General features: G+C 44.2%; 18 protein-coding genes. 13 read left to right on the top strand and 5 right to left on the bottom strand.

Features of this window, described 5'->3' with window-relative positions; genetic code table 11:
• Positions 1-26 precede the first annotated feature (26 nt).
• The 7 genes from K7R10_RS01115 (at position 27) to K7R10_RS01145 (ending at position 10,182) form a co-directional block, all read left to right on the top strand.
• On the top strand, positions 27-611 hold the full coding sequence (locus tag K7R10_RS01115; protein WP_224482838.1) for an acyl carrier protein phosphodiesterase: 585 nt from the start codon (positions 27-29) through the stop codon (positions 609-611).
• Positions 612-670: 59 nt separating this feature from the next.
• Positions 671-2,359 (top strand): gamma-glutamyltransferase, encoded by a 1,689-nt coding sequence (gene ggt, locus K7R10_RS01120; RefSeq protein ID WP_224482839.1) that lies wholly within the window; start codon positions 671-673, stop codon positions 2,357-2,359.
• A gap of 9 nt (positions 2,360-2,368) precedes the next feature.
• Positions 2,369-3,085: a hypothetical protein gene (locus K7R10_RS01125; RefSeq protein WP_224482840.1), complete on the top strand. Its 717-nt coding sequence runs from the start codon at positions 2,369-2,371 to the stop codon at positions 3,083-3,085.
• Entirely contained in the window at positions 3,082-3,987 is a 906-nt protein-coding gene (locus tag K7R10_RS01130) for an ATP-grasp domain-containing protein (RefSeq protein WP_224482841.1), read from the top strand. Before K7R10_RS01125 ends, K7R10_RS01130 begins: the two co-directional genes overlap by 4 nt.
• Before the next feature lie 79 nt (positions 3,988-4,066).
• Positions 4,067-6,931 carry an excinuclease ABC subunit UvrA gene (uvrA, locus tag K7R10_RS01135; RefSeq protein WP_224482842.1) on the top strand — a complete coding sequence of 955 codons (2,865 nt, stop codon included), beginning with the start codon at positions 4,067-4,069 and terminating at the stop codon, positions 6,929-6,931.
• Positions 6,932-7,106: 175 nt separating this feature from the next.
• A complete protein-coding gene (locus K7R10_RS01140; RefSeq protein ID WP_224482843.1) occupies positions 7,107-9,293 on the top strand; it encodes an amino acid permease in 2,187 nt (728 codons plus the stop codon).
• Positions 9,294-9,492: 199 nt separating this feature from the next.
• Entirely contained in the window at positions 9,493-10,182 is a 690-nt protein-coding gene (locus tag K7R10_RS01145; RefSeq protein WP_224482844.1) for an LOG family protein, read from the top strand.
• A gap of 59 nt (positions 10,183-10,241) precedes the next feature.
• Here the strand turns inward: K7R10_RS01145 and K7R10_RS01150 are convergent, their stop codons facing one another.
• The 3 genes from K7R10_RS01150 to K7R10_RS01160 all read right to left on the bottom strand — a co-directional run bounded on the left by K7R10_RS01150 (position 10,242) and on the right by K7R10_RS01160 (position 14,613).
• A complete protein-coding gene (locus K7R10_RS01150; RefSeq protein WP_224482845.1) occupies positions 10,242-12,827 on the bottom strand; it encodes a phosphoenolpyruvate carboxylase in 2,586 nt (861 codons plus the stop codon).
• Between the two features lie 81 nt (positions 12,828-12,908).
• The gene (locus K7R10_RS01155; protein WP_224482846.1) at positions 12,909-13,388 is read right to left on the bottom strand and encodes an Lrp/AsnC family transcriptional regulator; all 480 of its coding nucleotides are present in this window, start codon (positions 13,386-13,388) and stop codon (positions 12,909-12,911) included.
• Positions 13,389-13,464: 76 nt separating this feature from the next.
• On the bottom strand, positions 13,465-14,613 hold the full coding sequence (locus K7R10_RS01160; RefSeq protein WP_224482847.1) for a M14 family metallopeptidase: 1,149 nt from the start codon (positions 14,611-14,613) through the stop codon (positions 13,465-13,467).
• Positions 14,614-14,927: 314 nt separating this feature from the next.
• Between K7R10_RS01160 and K7R10_RS01165 the strand changes: the two genes are divergently transcribed.
• The 3 genes from K7R10_RS01165 to K7R10_RS01175 are packed head-to-tail and all read left to right on the top strand — an operon-like array spanning position 14,928 to position 16,569.
• Positions 14,928-15,362, top strand: coding sequence for a helix-turn-helix domain-containing protein (locus tag K7R10_RS01165; RefSeq protein WP_224482848.1), 435 nt, complete (start codon positions 14,928-14,930; stop codon positions 15,360-15,362).
• 5 nt (positions 15,363-15,367) lie between these two features.
• Entirely contained in the window at positions 15,368-15,748 is a 381-nt protein-coding gene (locus tag K7R10_RS01170; protein ID WP_224482849.1) for a hypothetical protein, read from the top strand.
• Positions 15,749-15,750: 2 nt separating this feature from the next.
• Entirely contained in the window at positions 15,751-16,569 is an 819-nt protein-coding gene (locus K7R10_RS01175; RefSeq protein ID WP_224482850.1) for a TerC family protein, read from the top strand.
• A gap of 10 nt (positions 16,570-16,579) precedes the next feature.
• Here K7R10_RS01175 and K7R10_RS01180 read toward each other — a convergent pair whose 3' ends face one another.
• Complete coding sequence (locus K7R10_RS01180; protein ID WP_224482851.1) at positions 16,580-18,685, bottom strand: acylase; 2,106 nt, start codon at positions 18,683-18,685, stop codon at positions 16,580-16,582.
• A 148-nt stretch (positions 18,686-18,833) separates the two neighbouring features.
• On the opposite strand from K7R10_RS01180, the gene K7R10_RS01185 reads away from it, so the two are divergent.
• From K7R10_RS01185 to K7R10_RS01195, 3 genes are read left to right on the top strand one after another with little or no spacing between them, the layout of a single operon-like run.
• Positions 18,834-19,280, top strand: a complete 447-nt coding sequence (locus tag K7R10_RS01185; protein ID WP_224482852.1) for an MgtC/SapB family protein — start codon at positions 18,834-18,836, stop codon at positions 19,278-19,280.
• 9 nt (positions 19,281-19,289) lie between these two features.
• Positions 19,290-20,009, top strand: coding sequence for a protein-L-isoaspartate(D-aspartate) O-methyltransferase (locus tag K7R10_RS01190; protein WP_224482853.1), 720 nt, complete (start codon positions 19,290-19,292; stop codon positions 20,007-20,009).
• A gap of 59 nt (positions 20,010-20,068) precedes the next feature.
• Positions 20,069-22,417, top strand: coding sequence for a spermidine synthase family protein (locus K7R10_RS01195; protein WP_224482854.1), 2,349 nt, complete (start codon positions 20,069-20,071; stop codon positions 22,415-22,417).
• A gap of 11 nt (positions 22,418-22,428) precedes the next feature.
• Here K7R10_RS01195 and K7R10_RS01200 read toward each other — a convergent pair whose 3' ends face one another.
• Positions 22,429-25,044, bottom strand: a complete 2,616-nt coding sequence (locus K7R10_RS01200) for a DNA gyrase/topoisomerase IV subunit A (protein WP_224482855.1) — start codon at positions 25,042-25,044, stop codon at positions 22,429-22,431.
• Positions 25,045-25,066: the final 22 nt, after the last annotated feature.

The following is a 25,066-nucleotide window of genomic DNA, read 5'->3' on the forward strand; positions in this document are numbered from 1 at the left end:
TACGTTTGATTTTGTAAATTTCAGCGATGAACTTTCTGGCCCATATCTATTTATCTGGTGATGACCCCGGAATTACCGTTGGTAATTTTATGGCAGACAGTATTCGTGGCAGAAAATATCTGAATTATCCGGAACCCATTAAAAATGGGATTCTTCTGCACAGGGCGATAGATACATACACCGATAAGCATCACGTTTTCAGGCAAAGCACCAAAAGGCTGCACGCAAATTACAGTCATTACAGCGGTGTGATTGTTGATATATATTACGATCATTTCCTGGCTGCCAACTGGTCCCGTTACAGCGAGATCCCGCTTGAAGAATTTGCCGGCTCTTTCTACCGTTTGCTTCAGGAGTATGAAGACTGGCTAACGAGCCAGGCAAAAAGAATGATGCCATATATGATCGCCGATGACTGGCTGAGCAGTTATGCCCATCTTGAAGGAATCGAAAAGGTTTTTCAGGGTCTGAACCGGCGTACCGCCTATAAATCAGGCATGAATCATGCTACAGAAGATCTCAGAGCCCATTACGATTTGTTCGAGCAGGAATTCTTTGAATTTTTTGAAGACCTGCAGGCCTACAGTCAGGAATTCAGGAAAAACCTTTAAGGCTTTTGAAAAGTTATTTATTTTAGAATTTCATAATTAAGAATACTACTATCAGAAATATGAGAAAAATCGGAATCTATCTTCTCGCAGCCACCCTTATGGTAAGCGGCTGCCGCCGTGAAAAGGAAAAGATTACAGGCCTGGTTGCAGAACAGGCGATGGTTGTGACGGCTCGTGAAGAAGCCTCGGCTATCGGTTTGAAAATGATTCAGAAGGGAGGAAATGCTTTTGATGCCATGGCTGCTACAGAATTGGCTCTAGCTGTTGCCTATCCTTTCGCCGGAACCCTGGGTGGAGGTGGCTTTATGGTTTATCGCATGGCCGATGGAGAGACCGGCGCTTTAGACTATAGGGAAAAGGCTCCTATGGCCGCCCACCGGGACATGTATCTCGATTCTCTGGGGAACGTGATCGATGGAATGAGTCGCACCGGTGCAACGGCAGCCGGAGTTCCTGGTGTTGTGGCCGGGGTGTTTGCTGCTCACGAAAAATTCGGAAGCCTGCCTATGTCTGTGATCATGGATGAAGTTATCGCCCTTGCCAAAAGAGGGGTGGTCGTAACAGAAAAACAGGAAAAAAGACTGGAGAATTACCGGGAGGAAATAATCGAAGTTAGCGGTGATACCGTGCTGTTCGCCCAAGCGTTCAAAGCAGGAGATACCATAAGATATGATGCACTGGCAAAAACTCTCTCTGTTATAAAGGAACAGGGTAAAGACGGTTTTTACCGGGGGGAAATTGCAGAAGAACTGGCTTCCTTTGTACAAAAAAACGGCGGCTTTATCACTGAAGAAGACCTGGCGGCCTATGAGGCTGTGTGGCGCGACCCGGTGAGCTTTCAGTATAAGAACCTGAAAGTGATATCCATGCCTCCTCCAAGCAGCGGAGGTATTACACTGGGGCAGATTATGGGAATGATTGAACCCTACGAGTTATCTGAAATGGGACATAATGAACCCGAAAGCATACAACTGATCGTTGAGGCCGAGCGAAGGGCTTACGCCGACAGGAATCATTACCTGGGCGACCCTGATTTTGTGACCATACCCAGGGAGGAACTGTTGAATAAAAACTACCTCAAAGACCGAATGGCCGGCTTCAGCCTGGAACGGGCAACGCCTTCCGAAGAAATAGAAGAAGGGAAGATCATGTTTGCTGAAAGCATGGAAACCACCCATTATTCGATCGTTGACAATCAGGGAAATGCGGTTTCTGTAACGACCACCCTTAACGGGGCCTATGGATCAAAGCTTTACCATGATGACCTGGGGATTTTTCTTAATAATGAAATGGATGATTTCAGCTCAAAGCCCGGAGTGCCGAATATGTTCGGACTCATTGGAGGCGAGGCCAACAGCATAGCCCCGGGAAAGCGAATGCTAAGCAGCATGACACCTACCATAGTTGAAAAAGACGATGATTTATTCATGGTGGTGGGATCACCGGGAGGTTCTACCATCATTACCACTGTCTTACAGGTAATCCTGAATGTCTATGAGTACGAAATGGGAATGCAGGAGGCAGTGAACCAGCCGAGATTTCACCACCAGTGGCTGCCTGATGTCGTGCTGTTCGAACCTGACAGTTTCGAACCTGAAACCTTAAGAACCCTTGAAAAACGGGGGTATCATATTAATGAAGATCGCTCACCCATTCTGGGAAAAGTGAATGCCATACTCGCCCTGCCCGACAACAGGCTTGAGGGAGGTGCTGATCCGCGTGGCGATGATAAAGCCGCAGGCTATTAACAATTGTCTATGAAAATTCTAAAAAAGATCGGAGTCGTACTCCTTCTGGTGCTCTTTGCAATGATCATTGGTTTCGTCATTTATAATGAACCCCTGCCGGAAGGAACCGAATCAGACCAGGCTGAAGTACTGGCACAGCGAATGTTACGCACACTCAATCATACCAACTATGAGAAAACCGGTACACTTACCTGGTCTTTCCCGGGAGGGCACCACTACAGATGGGATAAAACCCGGCAGCAGGCAGAGGTGGCCTGGGATGATAACCGGGTGATCCTGAACCTGAACAATTACGACAAAAGTGAAGTTTATCAGAATGAGGTTCGAATCTATACCGAGCCCAGAGAGGAACTCATAGAAACCGCGGTTTCCTATTTTAATAACGATTCTTTCTGGGTAGTGGCTCCTTTTAAGATCTATGATAAAGGGGTGGTGAGAAAGTATGTGACTCTTGATGACCCAGAGCTGGAAGGTTTATTGGTTACCTATACCACCGGGGGAAATACCCCGGGAGATTCGTATCTATGGATGATCGATCAAAACGGATTCCCGGTGGCTTATAAAATGTGGGTTCAGATCATACCCCTGGGCGGCCTTAAAGCCAGCTGGGATGATTGGAAGCTTATGGAGTCGGGAATATATCTCCCTCAATCACATAAGATAGGCCCCTTTTCCCTGAAGATAGATAACCTGAAAGCCTTTCCTGAAGAAAAGAATCGTTCATGAATCAGGGTGCCTGCACTTATGACGTGGTTATTCTCACAGATGATCGCTATGTCAATCCTGCCGAACTAAATGCGTACACCAACAACGTTCTGAAAGAAGACATGCTGGTGCAACAGGCCCTGGAGGCAAAAGGGTTGAAGGTGAGCAGAAAATCTTGGAGCGACCCTAATTTTAACTGGAACTCAGCCGGTAAATGCCTATTCAGATCGACCTGGGATTATTTTGAACGCTTCGATGAATTCAGTACCTGGCTGAAAAAGGTAAACGGGCAAACCGAATTATGCAATCCTGAACATATCATACGATGGAATCTTGACAAACACTATTTGAGAGACTTGGAAGGCAAGGGTATACGCATCGCTCCCACCCTCTTTCTGGAGCGTGGCAGAAAGGAAGGCATCAAGGATTTGATGCTTGCTGCCGGATGGGAAAAATGCGTGTTAAAGCCATGTATTTCAGGTGCCGGCAGACATACGTATCTCATAACGGAAGAAACAGCCTCAAATTATGATACCCTACTGCATTCGCTGCTGAAAAATGAATCCATGATGTTACAGGAATTTCAGCATCAGGTGGTCAGGCAGGGTGAAATATCCATTATAATTATCGATGGAAAGGTGACTCACGCAGTGCTTAAAAAGGCACGGCCCGGGGAGTTTCGCGTTCAGGATGATTTTGGGGGCACTGTCACCCTTTATGAACCTACTAAGCAAGAGATCGATTTTGCTCTGAAGGTAATGGAAGCTGTTGATCAGCCGCTTCTTTATGCACGGGTTGATATATTCAGGGATAACACAGGAGAACCGGCACTGGCAGAACTGGAATTGATCGAACCCGAACTGTGGTTCAGGCTTCATCCCGGGGCTGCAGAGACGCTGGCGATGGGAATCGACAAATTTTAATGTTTGATTAACAGGCTGGTCTCTTACCTCCTTTCTGATTTAAACAGCAATATCGTAACTTCGCAGTTTTCAGATTGCTATGACCAAATTCGAAGAAAATATAGAGGTTAAAGGTGCGAGAGTACATAACCTGAAAGATATAGATGTAACCATTCCGCGTGAAAAACTGGTAGTGATCACAGGGCTTTCAGGCAGCGGAAAGTCATCACTGGCGTTCGATACGATTTATGCAGAAGGCCAGCGAAGATACATCGAAACCTTTTCTGCTTATGCCAGGCAGTTCCTCGGCGGACTTGAAAGACCCGATGTTGATAAGATCGACGGTCTTTCTCCTGTAATCGCCATCGAACAAAAGACCACTTCAAAATCTCCACGCAGTACCGTAGGAACCATCACCGAGATCTATGACTTCCTGAGACTCTTGTATGCCAGAGCCGGCGATGCTTACTCATACAAGACCGGTGAAAAAATGGTGAGCTACAGCGATGAGGCGATCAGGAGCCTGATCCTCTCTGAATTCAGCGATAAAAGGGTCAATATATTGGCTCCGGTGATCAAAAGCCGTAAAGGGCATTATCGCGAACTCTTTGAACAGATCGCTAAACAAGGCTTTGTCAAGGTTCGGGTCGATGGTGAGATCAAAGACCTGGAACCGGGTATGAAACTTGACCGCTATAAAACCCACGATATTGAGATCGTGATCGATCGCCTGCAGGTGGGTAAGGGCGAGGAAACCGAAAAGCGCCTGAATGAAAGCATCAATACGGCTATGTATCACGGTGACGATGTGATGATGGTACTCGAACACGGTGCCGCTGAGCCCCGATATTTCAGCCGTAACCTTATGTGTCCCACCACGGGAATATCGTATCCCAACCCCGAGCCCAACACCTTTTCTTTCAATTCACCCAAAGGCATGTGTCCTGAGTGCAACGGCCTCGGAAAGATTCACGAAGTAAACCTGAACAAGATCATACCTGATGAAGGTCTGAGCATCAAATCAGGTGGTATTGCCCCCCTTGGTAATTATAAAAAATCATGGATCTTTAAACAGCTGGAGGTGATAGCTCAGAGATATGACTTCGATCTGGCTGATCCTATTGAGAAAATTCCTGAGGAAGCCATGAAGGTTATTTTGTATGGTGGAAAGGAAAAATTTTCAGTGCCTTCCAAAGCACTGGGTATTACCCGGGATTACAGTATTGATTTCGAAGGAATTATAAGTTTTATCAAGAATCAGTTCGATGAAAGCAAATCGACCTCCATCAGGCGCTGGGCAAAAGGCTTTATGGATCGTGTCAACTGTCCTTCCTGTGAAGGGTCAAGGCTGAAAAAATCATCTCTTTATTTCAGGATCGGTGAAAAGAATATCGCCGAACTGGCCGACATGGATATCGTAGAGTTATCTGAATTCTTCGAAGAACTGCCAGGGAGCATGAGCGAGAAGCAGTTTAAGATAGCAGAGGAGATTCTTAAAGAGATCAATGCACGAATTCAATTCCTCCTCGATGTTGGCCTGGACTACCTCTCTTTAAACAGAAGTTCAAAATCCCTTTCAGGAGGCGAGGCTCAGAGAATCAGGCTGGCTACTCAGATCGGCTCACAACTGGTGGGTGTACTGTACATACTCGATGAACCAAGTATAGGTCTGCACCAAAGAGATAATGATCGTTTAATCCGGTCACTGGAATCTTTAAGGGATATAGGAAACTCAGTGATCGTGGTGGAACACGACAAAGACATGATACTCAGGGCAAACCATGTGATCGATATAGGCCCCCAGGCCGGGCGACATGGCGGGGAAATTATTTATGAGGGAAGTCCGCAGGAAATGATTGACCGTGAAACTATGACAGCGGCCTATATTACTGGAAAGAAAAGCATTGAGATACCTGAAGAGAGAAGAAAAGGCAACGGGAAAACGCTTAGCCTGTATGGTTGTACCGGAAACAATTTAAAGAATATCGATGTCGATTTTCCCCTGGGGAAAATGATCGGTGTAACAGGAGTTTCGGGAAGCGGAAAGTCGACACTGATCAATGAAACCCTCTACCCTATTCTCAACACTCATTTTTTCAATGCTGTAAAAAAACCCATGCCGCATAAAAAGATCGAAGGGATGGAGCATATCGACAAGGTGATCGATATTAATCAGCAGCCTATCGGAAGAACTCCCAGGTCAAATCCTGCCACCTATACCGGGGTGTTCAGCGAGATCAGAACCCTTTTCACCAAAACACCTGAGGCTATGATCAGGGGATACAAGCCCGGACGCTTCAGCTTCAATGTCAAGGGAGGTCGCTGTGAAACCTGTCAGGGTGCAGGACTCAGGGTGATAGAAATGAATTTCCTGCCTGATGTTACGGTCGAATGTGAAACCTGCCAGGGGAAAAGATTCAACCGTGAAACCCTGGAAATACGATACAAAGGGAAATCGATAGCCGATGTGCTTGATATGACCATTAATGAAGCGGTACAATTCTTTGAAAATATTCCCAAGATATACCGGAAGCTTAAAACCATTCAGGATGTGGGACTGGGGTATATCACCCTGGGGCAACAATCCACAACGCTTTCCGGAGGTGAGGCTCAAAGGGTCAAACTGGCTACCGAACTATCGAAAAAAGACACAGGAAACACCTTTTATATTCTTGATGAACCCACAACAGGGCTGCACTTTGAAGATATCAGGGTGCTTATGAACGTGCTTAACAAACTCACCGATAAGGGGAACACGGTTCTTATAATAGAACACAATCTCGACGTGATCAAAATGGTAGATCACATTATCGATATCGGCCCTGAAGGTGGGAAAGGTGGCGGAGAGGTTATTACAACGGGAACACCCGAAGAAGTCGCTCAGTCAGAAGATAGCTTTACAGCCACGTATCTTCAGAAAGAACTGGAAAATGAAAACGCAGTCTCAAAATCATCTGCCTCCTGAGAGATTTGTATAGCGGGCAGCAATCTGACCGATTGCTCCAGGCAGATTTTGACGTCTTTGTATTCAGTTTTTGAGCAAAAGTGTCGTTTACAGAACCGCGCTGATTTACAGCGGTTTCCAATCTCAAAATCGGAAAATATTGGTTAAATTGTAGTTAAATCAAATTTCCGGAGTCTTGGCATCAAATAACGACCACCAAAAATTCAGCACTTTCAAAGGGGTATTCGTACCCACACTACTCACCATACTTGGTATCATCTTATTCTTAAGACTTCCCTGGGTGGTTGGTAATGCCGGGGTGGGCGGTGCGATCCTGATTATAGTGATATCGATACTGATCACTTTTCTGACCAGTCTTTCCCTGTCATCGATCATCTCAAACATACGCATAGGCTTTGGCGGAGCCTTTGCGATCATCTCCCGTTCGCTTGGCCTGGAGATCGGGGGAAGTATTGGGATCCCTCTGTATCTTTCACAAGCGATTGCAGTAGCCATGTATATTTTCGGTTTCAGGGAAGGATGGGTATGGATCTTCCCGGACCATAATCCCTTGCTGGTCGATTTGGCCGTCTTTATAGTGGTTTTTGTAGTGGCCTATCTGAGTACGGCCCTGGCCTTTAAAATCCAGTATTTCATACTTGCTGTCATAATTATAGCGCTGGCTTCTATAGTCATCGGTTTCTTCCAGGTGGAGAACCTCACCCAGCCCAAGATCATCGGAGACTTTGTGCAGGCTAAGGAAGGGAGAATGATCGGTGCTAATTTCTGGCTTGTTTTTGCGGTATTCTTCCCTGCTGTTACCGGGATCATGGCAGGATTGAACATGTCTGGTGATCTGAGAAATCCAAGACAGAGCATACCGCAGGGAACTCTCTGGGCCGTGGGTCTCACCGCCATAGTGTATATCGTACTGGCTATCATGGTGGGATATATGGGTGAAGTAGATGAATTGGTCAACAACTATACTTTTTTTGTAGATAATGCCTTTATTCCCACCCTTGTACTGATCGGGTTGCTGGGTGCCACCTTTTCTTCTGCCCTCACCTCTTTTGTGGGTGCCCCACGTATACTTGAGGCCATAGCCAGAAAGAATATTTTACCCTTCTCCGGAAAGCTTAAAAAAAGAAATAAGAAAGGAGAGCCCGCTGCAGCAATTGTTCTGAGTGGCGGGATCGTTCTCATCGGCCTGCTTATCAGGGAGCTGAATCTCATCGCCCCCCTGATCACCATGTTCTTTCTGATCACCTATGCGATGATCAACCTGGTGGTTCTAATCGAACAGAGCCTCTCGCTGCCGAGTTTCAGACCGACATTCAGTATTCCCATCATCATTCCTTTCCTGGGAACAGTTGGTTGTATTTTTGTAATGTTCGTGGTAAACCCTGTCTTTTCCCTGATAGCCATAGTGGCCGTCATAGCGATCTATATTTACCTGATGCGAAAACGCCTGAACTATGACGGAGGTTATGCCCGTAGCGGTTTGTTCACCGCTCTTGCAAAATGGGCCACCGAACGTTCGATCTCATATAGCGGAAAGAACGAGCCCCGATCCTGGCAACCCGATCTACTCGTACCGGTAAAAGAACCCAGGGAATTGAGATCTTCGTTCAGACTGCTGTATGCCATCATTCATCCCAAGGGTTCTCTGAAAGTAATCGGTATAGGGGTTGACCCCATGCTGAGACGTATGAAACGTGAGATCCCGAGAGTGATGCAGGAACTTAAGAATACCGGCGAAACGGTGAGTTATTCTTTTATCGAGAATGACCAGTTCGCTAAAAGTGTGACGATCGGGATAGAAGCTCTGGATGCCGGCTATTTCAAACCGAATTCGGTTTTTTTGAGAATCGACTCCCGGGTAAAGGAGTATGATTCTTATGCCACTATCATCAGAAAGGAAGTCTCCGAAAACAGGGGTGTATTGGTGTATATTCCTTTCGCACAGGTGGGTCTCGGACTGGAAAGAACCATCAATGTTTGGTTAAAGGAGGTGCCTGATAACTGGCAGGAAAGCAATGAACTGGGCAATAACGACCTTGCTGTTCTTATGGCGCTGTTGATCATTAAGAACTGGAATGGCGAACTGAACATCATATTGGAACAACGGGAGGAAGAAAATGAGGACGATGGTTATAAAATGCTCGAAACCCTGCAGGATAATGCCCGTTTACCTAAAAGGATCGACAGGTTCGTAATCAAAGAATCGGCAAAGGAAAAATGGCGAAAGGTACCAAGGGCCGATCTGAGCATTGCCCCCTTTCATACAGAAAGCGAACTTTCTGATCTGCTGACCGTAGTAAGAAACCATCGCTCCTCTTTTCTATTCACTGCTGATTCCGGAAAAGAAAACGTACAGTTATAATTGGGAGACACCTCACTCAGGTAACCATATAGATTCTGATCAATCTGCAGGATCAGCTAAACTCGCTCTTGATTTTTAGTATCTTTAACAGCCGGTCAGCAAGGTTACGAGAGTAAATTTCATCAAATAAAATGAGCCTCCAGACTTGATGTCGACCGTTATACTAATTTCGCATTAACCTTAAATAATTCAGTGATACGTGAGAAAAGAAAGCAGCCATAAAGGATGGAATGAGATAAAGACCAATGACTCATGGGCCATTTTTAAGATTATGGGAGAATTTGTCAGCGGCTATGAAAAATTGAGCGAGATCGGACCATGTGTGTCAATATTCGGTTCAGCCCGAACCAAATCAGATCATCCCAATTATAAACTTACCGAAGAGATCGCAAAGAAGATTGTCGAGTCCGGATATGGAGTCATTACCGGTGGTGGACCCGGCATTATGGAAGCCGGTAACAAAGGTGCACATTTAGCCGGAGGAACTTCGGTGGGCCTGAACATCGACCTGCCCTTCGAACAACATGACAATCCTTATATCGACCGCGATAAAAATCTGAATTTCGATTATTTTTTTGTGCGAAAGGTGATGTTTGTGAAATATTCTCAGGGCTTTGTAGTAATGCCAGGGGGCTTTGGTACCCTCGATGAACTGTTTGAAGCCATCACCCTGATACAGACCGACAAAATCGCTAAATTTCCCATCATTTTGGTTGGAACTGATTTCTGGACAGGCTTATTAGACTGGGTAAAGGTCACTCTGTTGAGTAAATACGCCAATATCAGTGAAGGAGATCTTGACCTGATCTCAATCGTTGATACGCCACAGGAAGTCATCGATATACTGAACAGTTTCTACAAAGAGTTCAACCTGGCTCCGAATTTCTAAAAAAAAAAGCCACAACCCTAATAAAAAAGGGTGTGGCTTAATTTATTTAAAGCAATACTTTAAGCAGAATTACGGCTGGCATTGATGTTTCCAAAGAGCGACCGGGTCACCATATTTTCAAAAACACGAATTTTTTCCGGATCTGCATCTTCAGATCTACGAAGGTGTTGCAGCTGGAGCAGCGCAAATTGCTGAATGGTAAGTAAGGGTAAAACGATCTTTTCTCTGACAGCGATCGAAGCTTTCATCGACCTCGAGTCTTCCATCAGTTCTTCGTAACCGGTTACCTTCAGTATCATTTCCTTACTGCGCTCGTATTCTTCATAGATGATCTGCCAGAATTCACCGAATTCCTTATCATCTTTCATATAAGCGGTGAGTTTGAAGAATGATTTTGTCAGGCTCATCATACTGTTCTCCAGGAGAGTTCTGAAAAAATCAGAATTCTGATAGAGATGTATGACCTTATCCAGTTCTCCCGCATCTTCGAACTCTTTGATAGCGGTACCCACGCCGTAGAATCCGGGCACGTTTTGTTTCAGCTGACTCCAGCTTCCTACAAAGGGGATGGCCCTTAGATCATCGAAATTCAGTTTATCTGATTTCCCTCTTTTTGAGGGACGGCTACCGATATTGGTCTTCGCATAGTACTGAAGGGTACTCATGCGTTCCAGATAAGGAAGGAATTTCGGGTGTTTTTTGAATTCTGTGTACTTTTCATAGCTGATCTCAGCCAGACGGGTCATGGTCTTTCGGTCATTTTTATCAAACTCCTGTTCCTTGTCTTTGAATACAGCATTGACCGCTCCCGAACTTATCAGTTGTTCCAGGTTGTACTGACAGGAATCCAGGGTTCCGAAATTAGAACTGATGGTTTGTCCCTGAATCGTAAGCTGCACCTCTTCGTTTTCAACAGTAGGGCCTAAGGACGCATAGAACTGGTGTGTCTTACCTCCTCCCCTGGCCGGTGGTCCGCCGCGACCGTCGAAGAATATTACTTTGATATCGTGCTTGCGGGATACCGTGGTAAGCGCTTCTTTTGCCTTAAAGATGCTCCAGTTGGCCATCAGGTACCCGCCGTCTTTCGTTCCATCTGAAAAACCAAGCATGATGGGTTGTTTATTCCCTCTTCTCTTCAGATGCGCTGCATACGTCTTGTCTGAATAGAGCGCTTCCATTACCTTATCGGCCCCCTGCAGGTCATCGACGGTTTCAAAAAGAGGCACCACATCAACATCAGGTTCTTTCCAGTCACACAGTCTGATCATGGCAAAGACCTCCATCACGTTGAGCATATCCCGGTTATTACTGATGATATACCGGTTACACCCCTGTTCTCCGTTGTTATTCTGAATGGTTTTGATCGCGTAGATCGACTCAAGGGTTTTCCGCGCCATTTCATGTTTGAAAAGATTCGGATTCAGCTTGCCCTCTACTTTGGCGAGAACCTTGATCTGTTTTTCCTTTGAAAGCTTTTCATAATCAGGCGGGAAAATATCCAGACCGAGATCCCTTGATTCCTTTACAATATTGGTGAACACATCATGATGCACCCTGGAATCCTGGCGTATATCGAGACTGGCGAAATAGAAACCGAAGAGTTTCATTTTATTCAGCAGGTCATCCACCTCACTTACGAAAAGCGACTGATGCCGCGTAACAAGTATTTCCCTGACCTCCTTCAGGGTATTGATCGACTCTTCAGCAGTAATAGTGGTTCTTCCGTTTTCAAGGAAAATATTTTCATAAAGTTTTGATTCCAGATCGGTGATCAGCTCTTCCACCATTTTGAAGGTCAGCCTGCGACGCAGTTTCCTGACATCTCGGTAATAGTTTTTCAAAATGGTACTTCTTAAACGATCGGCCACCTTTAGGGTGATCTCTGTTGTGACAAAAGGATTTCCGTCCCGATCACCTCCCGGCCAGAATCCCAGATTTAGCACCTGGTTTTCAAGTTCATCCCGCTGGAAAAGATTTTGATCGATATAGTTGTAAATAGTACTTATCGATTGATAGAACACATTTTCAAGATACCATATCAGGCTTACGGCTTCATCGTAGGGCGTTGGCTTTTCCTTCTTAAAAAAGGGGGTTTTGCCCAATTGAGCCAAAAGCTTTTTAATATAAACCAGGTCATTCTGGCGAATGGCTTCAGAAAGGTCTGTAATGATCCCCAGAACAGAACCGGGATAGAATTGGGTCGGGTGTGCCGTAAGCACCGGTCTCACCTTAAAATGACGAAAGAACTCTTTGAGTCGCTCCTGCTTATTGCTCCCTTCGGCCTCCTCCTTGATATTCCGGAGCGTTCCGCGGCCATCCATGTTATTAACCACAGGGAAAGCAGCATCTTCAATAGCATCAAAAAGTACAACCTGTCTTTCTATATACTGAATAAACCTGAATAACAGGTCATAGCGTTCTTCGTCATTGGGGTTTTCCAGATATTTCGAAAAGAACTGTTCTACGATCTCTTCAGGGTTATTATTGGCTTCATACCCCTTTTCACAGATCTCAGTGAACAATGGCAACATCACCCCTGTGTTGGTGATCTCATCGAAGGGAAGGGTGATGAAAATACTGTTGTATATCTGGTACTTAGAAAGCACATGTTCATTGAATCGTTCTATCTTTGGTTTTCGAAGCATAGTATATTTTTTAAAAATTAAAAAGCCCTCTCAGGCATATTAGCTGAGAGGGCTGAAATTCGTTAAAATTCCCAGTCAGCTTTATAAATTGCTGAAAATTGTATGCATGAGTCTTTTCTTATCGTTCAGACTCTCTTCAAGGGAAATCATTGTCTCTGTGCGACTTACGCCGTCAATGTCATCGATTTTGAAGATGATTTCTTTGGCATGTTTGGTGTCTTTAGCTCTGACCTTGCAGAAAATATTAAATTTCCCGGTTGTGATATGAGCTACGGTAATATAAGGAATCTCACTTAATCTCTCCAATACAAATTTGGTCTGGTGTGTCTTTTCCAGAAAGATACCTACATAGGCTATGAAAGAGTACCCCAGTTTCACATAATCAAGTGTCAGGGAAGATCCCTTGATGATGCCTGCATCTTCCATTTTTTTAACCCTTACGTGCACTGTACCGGCTGAGATCAGCAACTTCTTTGCTATATCTGTAAAAGGCGTTCGGGTGTTGTCGATTAACATGTCAAGGATCTGATGATCAACCTCGTCTAGTTTAAATTTCGCCATTATTTTTAATAATCTTTAATTAAAACACAAATTAACTAAGAAAATCGCAAATTATAACTAAATAAGCTGTGGTTTTTTACCGAAAACGATGTAGTAACATTGAATTATTCTCAAAAACCTCCTCTAGGAAGTCGGGAGTGATCTCTGCCGCCGCTCTGGATTCCATCCTGATCAAATCTGAAGAGACCTCAGAATGCCCGTATTTGTCATTCAAAGAACCAAAATCGGCCAGTTCGGGCCTAAAGATGATATTGTTGTTTTTCTTGACTTCTTTTAACTGTATTCCCAGGTTGACCTCCTCCCCCTCACTGAACCGGTATCCAGTGATGATCAGATCGTAGAATCGTTTTTCATTTTCGGGTATGGAAAAATAAGCTGTATGAGGAACCTGCAACGACTTTATCTCTATAAAGCCTTCCAGTAGCCGAACCAGGCTCATAGCTACATATTTGCGTGTATTTTCACGCATATAATCCCCGGGAAAATGACCTGCTTCGAACAAAATGGTGGGAATACCAAGAGACTGAAACTGGTCACCCACACAATTATCGTTAAATGCGTCGTCATATCTCCCTACGCATCCCGGGATAAATTTCTCAAGGTACTCTCTCATAAGTGCGATAAGCCTCATACTTTGCTTGCGAACCTCTGTTACACTTCTGTCAGGATCGACCGATGGCGAAAGAAATGATACAGTTGCCGGCTTGCGTGCACTACCTGCGCTAAAGATCGTACGCTGATCATGCAGGTTTAAACAAAGTTGCGGATTAACCAGGTCAAGGGCTTTTCTGAGAAACCGGCTTTCCGGCTGTGTCAGATCTTTGGCATCCCTGTTCAGATCTACTCCGTTTGCATTGAACCGTGTATAGGCATTGGCTCCGTCAGGGTTTAAAACGGGGATAAAATAAAAGCTGATGTTTGATTCGAAATAATCTCTGAAGGCCTCATTCTGACGTATAAAATACAAGAGATCAAGAAGCGCTTTCGTGGTGGTGCTTTCATTCCCGTGCATTTGAGACCAGGCCAGTATACGACGTTCACCAGAACCTATACGATAGAGATATAAGGGTTCATCCTCTACAGACTGTGCCTGCAATTCCGGGTTCAGGAAGTCAAAAATTTGAAGAGCCTTGTAGATTTCGGAAGATGGTAAATAACGCCCGTATACTTTCGGGTGTCTGAAATCATTCTCATATCCTTGTTCAAAGTATGTGGTGTGTGTCATATATGTTACAAAGGTAAACAAGCCTTCAGTTACAATTGTAAACGAAAGAAATTGACAAATGTAAACCTATTTAAAGCGTTGGTGATAATATTAAAACGGGGTACTGTTACATTCGTAAACACTTGAGCAGCAATGTCTTCGATATATCGCTAATTTTAGTTTATTAATTTGATAATCAATAAGTTAGGTGTGCTTATTTAAAGCTGCTATTCAAATATTTAACTAGTGTTTGTTAGTGATTTATCTACTATTTACAATTGTAATTATTTATTTTATTACATTTGTAACATACTAACGCGCTTAATTTGTTTACAATGGTGAACAGTGATGAATTTACAACCCGACTGGAAAAAATACTTGAATATTATGGCCTTACTGCCTCTGCCTTTGCAGACAGGATCGGTGTACAGCGATCTTCATTATCTCATCTTCTCTCAGGCAGAAATAAACCCAGCCTCGATTTCGTAATGAAAACCATTGATGAATTCAGAGAAGTAGATCTTTACTGGCTTTTAAATGGCAAAGGATCATTCCCGAAATCTCCGGCAACGGTGATTCAAAATAAGGCGGGCACTGATCTCTTTTCTGATAATACTGATGAGAAATATGATTCTGAAGCGAAAGATTCAAACGATCTTCCTCCTGCCGGGACTGCTGAAAATAATGCTTCCGGTGAGACTACTGAAAAACAGATAAGCCGCATTGTGATATTCTACAGTAATGGTACCTTTGAGGAGTTCAAAAAATAATTCTTATGAAGTATCTGTGGCTGCTTTTACCGGCAGTATCACTGTTGTTGACCGGTTGTTACCAAAATGAAAGGAATTGTACAAAATTCCATAACGGCACCTTTGAATTCTCTTACACCATAGAAGGGGAAAAACGAAGCAGTACCTTTGTTCGCAATGATTCCATGGAAATTGATTTCTATGAGAACCGCACTGATACCAACAGCGTTCGCTGGCTCAATGATTGCGAATTCATCGTTAAAAAACTCAATGCAAATTCTATCAGGGAAGAAAAGCCGATTCATATAAAAATTTTAAGTACCTCAGATAATTCCTATATTTTTGAATATTCCCTGGTGGGAGACAATAAGAACAAACAGAAAGGAAAAGCTACTAAAATCAATTGATCATGTTTGAGATCTTCGCGAGCGCAGATGCGTGGGTTGCCCTTCTTACACTTACCTTCTTAGAGATCGTTCTCGGTATTGACAATATCGTTTTCATATCGATCGCGGCCAATAAATTACCGAAGGAACAACAAAGAAAGGCTACCAATATCGGATTGTTGCTGGCAATGGTCCAACGTATACTGTTGTTAATGGCCGTCTCTTTTCTGGTAGGACTTAAGAATCCCTTCTGGTACATCGACAGTTCCTGGTTATCTGCGGGTATCAGCTGGCAAAGCGTCATCTTGTTCGCAGGAGGGTTATTTCTTCTATTCAAAAGCACCTCAGAAATACACGAAAAAGTAGAGCTACCCAGGCATGATGAGAAAGAACTAAAGAAAAAGAAGATTTCTTCCCTTTCCCATGCTATTTTTCAGATCATTATCATTGACTTCATTTTTTCGATAGACTCGATCCTAACAGCAGTGGGAATGACAAATGGAATCAGTCCTGATCCCGACGACGCCCTGGTGATCATGATTATAGCCGTTGTGATCTCTATCCTGGTAATGATGATATTCGCAAATGGTATCAGAAATTTTATCAACCGTCACCCATCTATGCAATTGCTGGCGCTGTCATTTCTGATCCTGATAGGATTTATGCTCATAGCTGAGGCAGCTCATCTTTCGCATACGGTCATTTTCGGACAGTCGATCGGGGCAATCCCAAAAGGTTACCTGTATTTTGCGATAGCCTTTTCTTTAGGGGTTGAAGTTTTAAACATGAGACTGTGCAAACGTACCGAGGTCTCTGGTGCTCTCGAGGAAGTCGATCATTAATCTGCTAACATCACTTTTCTCCCACATCAGGCTCAGTAAAAGATCCGTCTTTCAACACTTGTTTGGTGACCATATGATTTTTTACATCTTCGGGATAAAAATAAACCTTGCGCAATTGTTTTTTGGAGAACAGCTCCAGCTGATCACCGAAATGAGGAGAGTCTCTTTGTGTCGAGTTCCCGTAACTTAACAAGGCATTTGCTTTGATCTTTTCCCCGAACTCGATAACCGAAACCCAGGAATCTCCCCCGGTCACCCAGGCTTGTTTCTCATTAGAAGCTCCCGGCCAGGCGACCCGGTAAATGCCCAGGTACCCCGGGCTTCCATTTGCGGGCAGGTTCTTACCGGCGTATTCAATACGGTAATAATCTCCCCATGCTACGTCGATCTTTCCAAAATTCTCTTTCAGCTGAAGGGCAGCATTCTCCAGAACTTCCAGGGCTCTTGCAGGATCGGCGATTCCGTCAGGCGTATTTACAGGGTCATTCATGTTCCACGGTGTCGTGTAATTATTCGGGTCTTGTAAACCATAATTTCTTGCCCAATTGTAAAACAACAACATGCCTTTGCTATGCGTGTCTGCTTTCCTGTCCCATTTCTCAAGTACTGATACAGCCTCCTTTACTACGGGCGAGGTGGTTCCTGATGCTGCAAGGAAAAGATCATCTAAAAGCCGGTCAGCAGATTCAATATGGGTAGAATGTTTATAGTCAATCAGCTCTTCAAAGCTGATCTTTTCGTCGTTCATGATCATTTTGGCCGAACGCTGCGGTCTGAACCCCATGTAAACGGGGGCGAAATAGCCGGGGTAATCATCGGCATTTAGAACGGAAGGAATAGTGCTCGTCCACGGAGGGTCATTTGCATTCTGCAACCAACCGCTTACAGGATTTTTTAGTTTCGGCAATTCTTCATAGCTGTGATATCCTGTCCAGATATTTTCAGAGCTGTTCCCCGGCACGATACCAGACCAATAGTTCCAATCATTAATATTCCTTTTCGGGATTCGTCCATTATAGAGATAATATATATTTCCTTCCTTATCTGCGTATAGAATATTCCAGAAAGGAATCTGTGTTTTGCTTACCGCAGCCTCGAAATCCTGAAAATTTTCTGCCTGTCCCATTTCCCACCATTGCATTAGCATATTTTCTGCATCATACCCCGTTATCCTGATAGCCAGAGCCTTATCTCCCTCCTGCTTCACCACCGGACCGTGTCTCGAATTGAGCACAACAAATTCATGTTCTTTGGAGGATCCATCAGCCTGGCGTACTTCAACCGTTTTCACCTGCTTGTCGAAAGCAACTTCTTCCCCATCGATTACATAACCATTTTCCGTCAGCGTTAATTCATACAAATCGGCATTATCGATCGTGTTATTGGTATGTGTCCATCCCAGCTTGTCGTTGAACCCTATTCCGATACCCGGTAATCCCACCAGGATACTGCCGTAAAGATTGGTGTTGTCAAGATTCAGGTGATTTTCCCAGAACATGAATTCATCAGACCACGGGAGATGCGGGTTTTGTACCAGCATAGCATTACCGGTGGTTGTTCGATCAGGGCCTATTGCATACGCGTTTGACCCCAGTTCAGGCCATCTCTGACTGATCTGAAGCTCTCTTCCTGCAACAAACCTTGTGAAGATCACAAAGTGAGCATGCATAAGAATATCTTTCGGTGCTAGCGGAAGAATCCCTTTGTTTTCTTCCAGTATTGCCTCCGGATGCGAGCTCGCATAGTCGTTCAGACCCTTCACGAATGATTCGATCATTCTTTTCTGATCCGGATCCTGTGTTTTAAGCCATTGGTCTGCCAGTTCTGAAAAACCAAGCGTACTCACCATGATATCACCGGGCAGATATTCTGCACCCCAATGGCTGGCGGCCTCTCCTCTTGAATTCCCGAGTAATTTCAAAATGAGATTTGCGTGACTGTGCATCTGAGCCCAGCCCTGGGCATAAAACAATTCTTCAAAATCCTGTGCATAAATATGGGGTACTCCCCATTCATCCCATATGATATGCGTGCTCTTATCGTTCTGACCGAAAAGCGCCCCGGAAAAACACAACAAAGTGATGATCCCGAAACTAAAAATGAATAATTTCTTCATGATTTGGTGATTATTTACTATAAATATAGTAAATTATATTTGCTGTAATGGAGGTCGTATTAACCTCCTATATAATCTGGTTAACATATATCATATAAACTTATACTTTAATTAAAGCTTTACTTTAATATCAACCTATGCCACCGATATGATAGAGGAAATCACAATGGACTGGGTGTTAACGAAGGAATTTATTCTAAGGGCTCTGCTGGCCCTGCTTTCAGGATTGCTCATCGGATTGGAAAGAGAGTTTAAAGGGAAAAGTGCAGGTCTGAAGACCAATGCCCTGGTGGCGTTGGGGGCTGCCATATTTGTAACGGCCTCCCTGAAATTCGCCGGTGAGGATTATGTTGACATGACCAGGGTGCTCGGACAAGTCGTGGCAGGTATCGGTTTTCTGGGAGCCGGAACCATCATTCAGCAACAAGATAAGGTGAAGGGGCTTACCACAGCTGCCACCATCTGGTGCAGTGCAGCATCAGGTTGCCTGTCGGCTCTTGGTATGTATGCTGAACTTTTATTTATAACTGCTATCGTGGTTGTTTTTAATTTCATCTTTGGCATAATCGATAAAAAGATCGGCCCTAAAAACTGATAGAAGTATATGAGAACAAAAAGGATCGTTGCCAGCACGAAATATTTGATCTTTATTTTACTTAGTCTTGGCATGGTGTCGTTAACCGCAGGGCAGAACGATTATGCTGCTGAAAGAAATGAGATGGTTGAGGAACAAATTCGAAACAGGGGTATTGCTGATAAAGATATTCTACGCGCCATGAAAACAGTTGAGCGTCATAAACTGGTACCTCCGGAACAAAGACGTTTTGCCTATGATGACCGCCCCCTGCCCATTGGTCACGGTCAAACCATTTCACAACCCTATATAGTAGCTTTTATGACCGATGTTATCGATCCGCGATCAGATATGAAAGTACTGGAGGTGGGAACGGGATCAGGGTATCAGGCGGCCGTGCTGGCAGAAATCGTTTCTCACGTTTACACCATTGAAATTATAGAGCCTTTAGCAAAAAAAGCATCTGATAACCTTAGAGAGCTGGGGTATGATAATATCACAGTAAAACATGCCGACGGTTATTTTGGCTGGAAGGAACACGCACCATTTGATGCCATTATCGTAACAGCAGCAGCCTCTTACATTCCCCCGGAATTGTTCGCACAACTTAGAGATGATGGCAAAATGATCATTCCGGTTGGTGCAAATTTTGCTCCTCAGCAACTCGTTCTGGTCACTAAAAGAAAAAATGGTAAGATGAAAACAAAAAACCTGATGCCAGTAAGGTTTGTTCCCTTTACCAGGGATTAGAACAGATTATGAAAATTGCTTCCCGATTAACCATAAGCATTTTATTGCTTTCCATATCCATGATTGCATATCAGGTTACTCTTATGCGTCAGCTTTCTATTACCCAGTGGTACCACTTTGCTTATATGGTTATAGCCATTGCCATGCTGGGATTCGGTTTTTCCGGCACCTTCCTTGCCTTATTTAAAAGATGGTTATCGGCGACAGACCCGCAAAAGCAGTTATACGTGATCTCCATTATCATCATGATGTCGGGAATAAGTATGCCCCTCTGCGCAGAACTTTCAACACTTGAGCCAATACGTTTTGACAGTTATGAATTATTCGTCGATCGGGCTGTACCTCTGAAACTCGTCATAACCTGCCTGCTGCTAATGGTGCCGTTTTTCTTTACCGCGCTTGCCTTGGGACTCAGCTTTTACAGGTTCCCAAAAGATATTGGTAAACTGTATTTTGCCAACCTTTCCGGTTCAGGCCTGGGCGCGATAGCGGTGCTTTTTCTTCTTTCGCAATTGCCGGTACGCCCTATCATTTACTCCCTTGCATTGATTGCCTGGATTTCGGGCTTCTTATTGCTGCCATTTAATAAAAGATTCGTTATCAATAAAGGAGCTCTGTTCTCTTATTGTATCGCATTCATCACTTTCACCACGATATTCTGGTTGCCTTCCCGGTCGGTGAACTCTCCTTACAAAAGTATCGAAACAGTTCTGCAGCTTCCTGACTCAAAAAAAGTCTATAGTAAGAACAGTATTTACGGACTAATCGAAGCAGTAAGGGCTCCTTCCCTGCGTTATGCTCCGGGTATCAGTATGATTTACACAGATACTATACCAAGGGTAGAGGCTCTGTTCAACAATGGTAATTGGCAGGGAACTATTCCTCTGGAACCTGCTTATGCTAAAAGAGCGCTCAGGTATACCACGCCGTTTATCCCTTTTGAATTGGCCGGCAAAGACAGGGCTCTCATCTTAGGTGATGGCACCGGAAACCGCAGTCTTTTGGCACACGAAGTGAGATACATTGGTATTACCGGAGTAGAAAGCATGCGTCCTGTTACAGAGCGGTATCAGGCTATAGTCGGAATTGTCAATAATGAACAGCATGCGGTATTCACCCGACATTTTCTCAATAAGACGAAAAACTCATACAACCTTATCAGCTTTCCTACATGCGGGGTTCCCGGCGGTGGAAGCGGGTTGAATGCTATCCAGGAAAACTACCTGTATACACGCGAAACTTTTAAAGAAGCAGCCGAAAGGTTGACTGCTGATGGGGTCATAGAGGCAAGCAGCTATATAGATTATCCTTACAGGGTTCCCTTGCGGTTACTTTCAACCATGTTCGAAGGAATTAAGGGAGAAATACCTGAGAATACTGATCCTGAAGATTATCTTCTGGCGGTAAGGAGCTGGAATATGATCAGCTATTTCTTTAAAAAAAATGGTTTTTCTCCTCAGGAATTAACTTTCGTGCGGCAGGAATGTGAGCAAAAAGGGTTCGATCCCCTGATATTTCCTGATTTGACCGTTGAGGAGCGTAGCTACAATAACGAGTTGGAAGATGAAAGTCTTTTTCGGGCTACAGACGCTATTTTGAACGGGCGGCTGAAAGAGTTTCAAAAAAATTACCCTTTCAAGATAGAAGCGGTTACCGATAACCAACCCTATTTCGCTCAATTTCTCAAGATCGAAAACCTGAGAGCTCTTTTAAGTACCTTCGGATTTCAGGGCACAGGCTTTCTGGAATTGGGCTACCTCATTCTGCTGATCACGATATTACTGTTGATTTTCCTGGCTTTTTTAATGATCCTTCTCCCACTGATATGGAAAAGGTCGGCCGAGAAGTTACCCCTGTGGGTTGGGATCTATTTTCCGGCTATTGGCATCGGTTTTATGTTTACTGAGATCGTGCTCATACAACGCTTCATTCTCTTTCTTGAAGATCCGGTAATAAGTGTCTCAGTTGTAATAGGTTCCTTGCTCGCAGCATCTGGAGCAGGCAGTTATTTCTCAGAAACCGTCTCTTCTTTCGACAGAACAGGATATGGAGTCTTCCTGATCCTGGTATTGATTCTCTGCGTCTATCCCTGGCTGCTTTCAACGGGTTTCGAGGCTCTTCATATGCTTAACAGCTGGCAGAGATATGCGGTATCTGCCGTATTGATCAGTCTTCCCGGATTTTGCATGGGAATGATGTTTCCTAAGGGTATGAAACAGCTTACAGGTTCATCTGTAAACCATATTCCATGGGCCTGGGGACTGAATAATTATTTTTCGGTGATCGCTTCTTCTGTGGCGGTTTTATTGTCGATAAACACAGGTCTTACCACGGTGTTTTACCTTGGCGCCGTTTGTTATCTTCTGGCAGCTTTCGCAATAAATCATCTTCAAAAAACCTCCCGATGAGTCAGTCGCAATTAGTCAAGCTCCATACTGATTTGTGAATCTGCACCTCCTTTTTCATCACCCTGAGAATCGACTTCCTCTTCATCTACCACATCGTAATCGGCAGCCTCCTTTTTCTCCGGTTCCTCGTAGGGTATCGGATCCAGAAGATTGATGTTTTTCACCTTATCAGGTGTAAGCTGATTCCCCAATGCCTTAATTCCTTTCACAGCGATGAACTCTTCGAGATCTACCTCCAAATTAGGTTTCGGATCTTTTCCTCTTGGCTTGACGAACTCCACCTCAATACGAGGTTTCCAGTCTGTTGAAACCAATTCTAAAAAGGACTTGGGATGCTCTGATATTATTACTTCTTCCTTTCCTTCGTTCTCTATCAGGAATCGCTTAACATGATAGCGCTCCTTTTCACCTTCATAATGCACGGCTGAAACTGGCTTTTCAGGATTCCATTTCTCGAGAACAACCATATTATCGTCGAAATGGGTGGTCAGCTCAGGAACGATGGTCTTCACCAGTCCGTCAGAATTTATGACCAACAACCTGTCTTCGCCCTTGAAGGCTCCCAGTAATTCTCCCCTTCCGTCTACATTGAGACGTTTTACAGTCTCATCGAACCATATTTTACGAGGTTTAAGGGTTGACACGCCTTTCTCCTTCAGCTCTATGCGTTTAACGGGATACTTGGTCACTATATTACCCTTGGAGTTACGGCCTTTGATCATGATATCGGCAAAATCGATATCCCATTTCAGTTTCTTGATACTTCCTTTCTGTCTCAGGTGAACCGTTACCACCTCGGCCTCACCATTCGGATTGGCGGTAAAATACAGAACGCTGGAACCGGCTTTACCTGTGGTCAGATCATACTCCCGGTCACGGGTCATGCTGGACACATAAAATCTTTTGATATATGTGGCTCCGCCTTTACCATCTCTGTATATCATGTTGTAAATGGTGCGCTTGTCTTTCTTTTTAAAGACAGCCACATGAATAATATCCTTACCTACGAAGGTCTTGGAATCAACCTTGGTGACCATCATTTTACCGCTGGCGGTAAAAACTATAATATCATCTATATCGCTGCAATCACAGACATATTCGTCTTTTTTCAGAGAGGTTCCAATGAACCCTTCTTCCCGGTTCACATACAGCTTGCTGTTTCGTATCACTACCTTTGATGCCTCGATATCATCAAAGATTCTGATATCGGTCTTGCGCTCACGGCCACTGCCATAGTTCTTTTTCAGCTCCTTAAAATAATCTACGGCGTAATCGATCAGGTTATCGAGGTTAAACTTCACCTTTTCGATCTCTCCCTCCAGGGCTTCAATTTTCTGCTGGGCCTTATCGATATCGAATTTGGAGATACGTTTGATCCGTATCTCGGTAAGTCTAGCAATATCTTCTTCAGTGACTTCTCTTTTCAGATGGCCGATATAAGGCTTTAACCCTTTATCTATCGCTTGTATAACACCTTCCCAGGTTTCCTCTTCCTCGATATCGCGGTAAATACGGTTTTCTATAAAGATCCTTTCGAGAGAAGCAAAATGCCACTGCTCTTCCAGTTCCTGGAGCTGTATCTCCAGCTCTTTTTTAAGCAATTCCACCGTATAATCTGTTGACCTTCTGAGAATTTCAGAAACCCCGATGAACAGCGGTCTGTTATCTTCGATCACACAGGCAAGTGGTGATATAGAGGTTTCGCACGCTGTAAAGGCATACAGAGCATCGATGGTCTTATCAGGAGATAAACCTGAAGGCAAATGAACCAGGATCTCTACTTCGGCAGCGGTATTGTCTTCAATACGTTTTACCTTGATCTTCCCTTTGTCATTGGCTTTAAGAATAGAGTCGATCAGGGAGGATGTATTTGTTCCGAAAGGTATTTCGTTGATCACCAGGGTGTTTTTATCCATCTGGGAGATCTTGGCCCTGACGCGTATACGACCGCCACGGTTCCCGTCATTGTAATTGCTTACGTCCATCTCCCCTCCTGTCGGAAAGTCGGGATACAGTTTGAACCGTTTACCTCTTAAGTGTTTGATCGAGGCATCGATCAGTTCATTGAAATTATGCGGAAGAATTTTGGTGGAAAGACCTACAGCGATACCTTCAGCTCCCTGGGCCAGTAAGAGCGGGAATTTAACCGGCAGATTGATAGGTTCTTTCTTTCTCCCGTCGTAGCTCAACTGCCAGTCGGTGATCTTCGGACTATACACTACATCCAGGGCGAATTTTGATAGCCTGGCTTCGATATACCTGGATGCTGCGGCGCTGTCTCCGGTAAGAATATTACCCCAGTTTCCCTGAGTATCGATCAGCAGATCTTTCTGTCCGATCTGTACCATGGCGTCTCCGATACTGGCATCACCGTGAGGGTGGTATTGCATGGTATGCCCAACGATATTGGCTACTTTATTGTACCTGCCGTCGTCGAGTTCTTTCATAGAGTGCAGTATTCTTCGCTGCACGGGTTTAAATCCGTCTTCAATGGCTGGAACGGCTCTCTCCAGAATTACATAGGAGGCATAATCGAGAAACCAGTCCTTGTACATGCCACCAACTTTCGTAATGGTGTCTTGCTGATTATGATTTTCTTCGTTGTTCAGATTGTTTTCTTCAGACATTCGATCAGTAAGATTTTATGAA

Origin of the sequence: Robertkochia aurantiaca (assembly GCF_020166495.1) — a bacterium.
Classification (GTDB): Bacteria; Bacteroidota; Bacteroidia; order Flavobacteriales; family Flavobacteriaceae; genus Robertkochia; species Robertkochia aurantiaca.